This is a genomic window from Limnoglobus sp. (assembly GCF_059499385.1).
The window spans coordinates 1-3144 of the sequence record NZ_JCABYM010000065.1; the positions used below are offsets into that span (position 1 = coordinate 1).

3 protein-coding genes are annotated in these 3144 nt (G+C 72.7%); all 3 read right to left on the reverse strand.

Features of this window, described 5'->3' with window-relative positions:
• Window positions 1-147 precede the first annotated feature (147 nt).
• On the reverse strand, window positions 148-1314 hold the full coding sequence (locus AC5JJ2_RS12045; RefSeq protein ID WP_495858233.1) for a glycosyltransferase family 4 protein: 1167 nt from the start codon (window positions 1312-1314) through the stop codon (window positions 148-150).
• Window positions 1311-2234 (reverse strand): lipopolysaccharide kinase InaA family protein, encoded by a 924-nt coding sequence (locus tag AC5JJ2_RS12050; RefSeq protein WP_495858234.1) that lies wholly within the window; start codon window positions 2232-2234, stop codon window positions 1311-1313. The genes AC5JJ2_RS12045 and AC5JJ2_RS12050 overlap by 4 nt, the downstream gene beginning before the upstream one ends.
• A partial coding sequence (locus tag AC5JJ2_RS12055) for a hypothetical protein (RefSeq protein ID WP_495858235.1) occupies window positions 2231-3144 on the reverse strand: 914 nt, incomplete at its 5' end. The genes AC5JJ2_RS12055 and AC5JJ2_RS12050, both read right to left, overlap by 4 nt.

Here is a 3144-nt window from a genome sequence, read left to right on the forward strand (position 1 = left end):
GAAGCGACGGGGTGTGGGACCAACCCCCACACCCCGTCGCTTCCGCTCAGGGTTCCACGAAGCCGGTCGTTGCCGTTTCGAGACACGGCACGCTTACGCCGTGACGCTCGCCGTTGCTCTTGCGGGACGCCGTTGCGATTTACTCACTCACGCCGCCCGCTTCAGCTCCCGCGTCTCTTGAAGGACCGCCAGCAGCCCGTGGTAGTGGTGCTCGAACGTCCACGCCTTCGCCGCGTCGCGGGCGGCCGCCGACGCCCTCGCCCGCGCCGCCGGGTCGGTGAACGCCGCCATCGCCGCCCCCAACTCCGCCGCCGCGTGCGGGTCGGAGACGACGACGCTGTTCGCCGAACTCAGCAACTCGGCCGCGCCGTTGTACCGCGTCGTCACCACCGGCAGGCCGCACGCCAGCGCCTCCAGCACGACCAGCGAGCACGGGTCGTAGAACGTCGGGTGCGCCAGGAAGTCGGCCGCGAAGTATGCGTCCTTCGGGTCTTTTCTGAAGCCGAGGAACGACACGCGGTCGGCGACGCCGAGCGACTCCGCCAGCCGCTGGTACGGCTCGCCCTTGTCGCTGCCGATCACGAGGAGGCGGAAGTCGCGGTCCCGCGGCACGAACGGCAGCGCCTTCAGCAGCGGGGCCAGGCCCTTCAGCCGGTAGTTCGTGGCGATGAACAGCGCGACCGCCGTTTCCGGCCGGACGCCCCAGCGGTCCCGCTCCGCGGCCCGCCGCTTCGGGCGGTCGTCCGCGACGAACCGGAGCGGGTCGATGGCGCTGTGCAGCACCCGCACGGCCCCCGGCCCGACGCCGTAGTATTGCTCGAAGTGGCCGCGGACCATCTCGCTGTTCACCAGGATCGTCGGCCGCCGGTCGCCGAAATATTGCTTCCGCTCCAGCCGCGTGTACGACCAGTTCGCCGGGTCGAACCGCTTGCCCCACCGCGCGAGCAGCCGGCGGTAGCGGCCGGGCTCCTTCAGGATGTTCTGCGCCTGCGTGGCGACGTGCAACCCGCCCTGCGGGTAGAGCACGTCCTGGCCCCACGTCTTGTCGAACCCGATGCTCACGTCCGGCTTCACGACGCGGAGCGCGGCCTCGCACGCCGTCCCGAAGGCCCACGGGCGGAGGAACCGCGGGCCGGTGGCCGGGGCGATCCGGTAGAAGTGCGTGGCCGGCGGCAGCGCGGCCGCGTCCCAGTACGAGGCGAACAGCGAGACGGCGTGCCCGTCGCGGGCGAGCCGCCGGGCGAGGTCGCTGATGTACGTCTCGCACCCGCCGCGGGCCGGGACGACGCTCGGGTGGCAGAGGGCTATGTTCATGGCGTCCCGTCCCGGTTCTTGTGCTTCTGGTTGTGCCGGTCGTACAGCTTCCACTTCCGCCGCACGGCCCACCGCAACCACCCCCGCGGCCGCACCCCGCCGGGCCAGTCGCCGCCGCGGTACAGCTTCCAGAACCGCACCCGGTCCCGCGGCGTCAGGCCGGGGACGGCGCTGGACGAGTACAGCAGCTGCGCCAGGTCCTTTACCTGGAACCAGACCCCGCCGACCCGGTGGCGGGCCAGCCGGTGGAAGTCGATCATGAACACGCGATCAGTGAAGGAACCGGGCGGCTGCTCGCAGTCCGTTCGCCGCAGGTAGAAGTGGCAGAGGTACAGGTCCTTGTGGAACGTCTGCTGGCGGTGCAGCTCCCGCGCGAGCCGGGCGAGTTCGCCGATCAGCCCGCGCTTCCAGGCCGCGAACGCGGCCGGCGGCAGCGCCGCGAACGCCAGCGGGATCGCTTCGTTCAGCGGGATCATCCCGGTCAGCTCTTCGACCGCCAGGAAGCTCTGCAGCTCGCCCCACGGCCCGCGGATTTCGCCGGCCGCGACCGGCCGGGCGACCGGGATGCCGTTCGCCACGGCCCACCGCAGGTGTTCCCACTCGGCCAGCCCCGGCGACCACGCCCGGCACGGGAACAGCGCCGCGAGCAGCCCGCGCCAGCGGGGGAGTTCGTAGTGCCGCTTCAGGTAGAGGTTCATCGGCCGGCCGCCGGCGTCGGTCAGCGGCCAGTAGCTGATGGTGCGGCCCTGCTTGCCGTGCAGCACCTCGGCGGGCACGTCGTGCAGCACGCGGTCGGCCCAGTCGTCGCCGGCGGCGAGTGCGAAGCCGGGGACGGCGACGACCCGACGGCCGCCGCGGAGCAACCGGCCGAGGGCCGTCCGCGGCGGGGATTCGCACGGGTGGGGGATGGCGCTCATCATGCCGCGGCCACCTGCTTTCTCAATCGGTCATCGTCCGGGCCGGGGGCGTACCCGTCCAGGACGTGCGCCGCCAATGGACCCAACACGCCGCGGAGGTCGCGGATTCGCTCGGGCTCGGAGACGGTGCGTCGGAGTTCGCCGCCGTGCGTCGGGTCGAGGACGAGCCGCGGGCGGCCGCGGGTGGGGATCACGGCCACCGCCTTCGGCGACCCGCCGAGGACGCACCCGGCGTCGTGGGCCGTCCGCAGGACGCCGCCGAGTTGGGTTAAGAGCCGGTCACGGTCGGCGGCGTTCTTCGCTAGCCACGCTTCCAGTGAAAGCGAGCCGTCCGGAAGGCCGTGGACGAGGAACGAGTCGGCGGTGAACCCGCGGTCGAGCCGCTGGCCGAAGGCAAACAGCGGCGGCACGTCCACGCCGGCGTTTTGCAAGTGGAACAGGAGGCGGGCGAGCTTCGCGGCCGGGGACCGCCACGGCTTGCCGCGGACCAATGCCGCGACGCGACCGAGTGGGTCCGACGTGCGGAATCGCAGCAGCGTCGCCGGGCGGCCGTCGGCGAGGCGGACGCCGAGGCGTTCGCCGTCCTCGACGGCTTCGACGTAGAACGGCGGCGCGACGGCGGGCGTCGGCCAGCGCTTCGCGACCTCCGGCGTGGCGCACACGGCCTCGCCGGCGAGCCAAACGAGCCGTTGGTTCTGCGCCGCCGCGTTCGGCTGCCGCTGGTGGCGGATCGACGACCGGGCGAGCAGCTTCCGCGACCGGGCGAAGACCGTCCGGGCGAACGCCGCGAACGCGGGGACCGATGCGCCTCTGGCCGCGACTTCTGGTCCCCTCCCCCCTTGGGGGGGAGGGAACAAAGCCGTCGGCCGCCTCGCCCGTCGATACCCCAGCAGCCACCGGCGTCGCTCCCGCG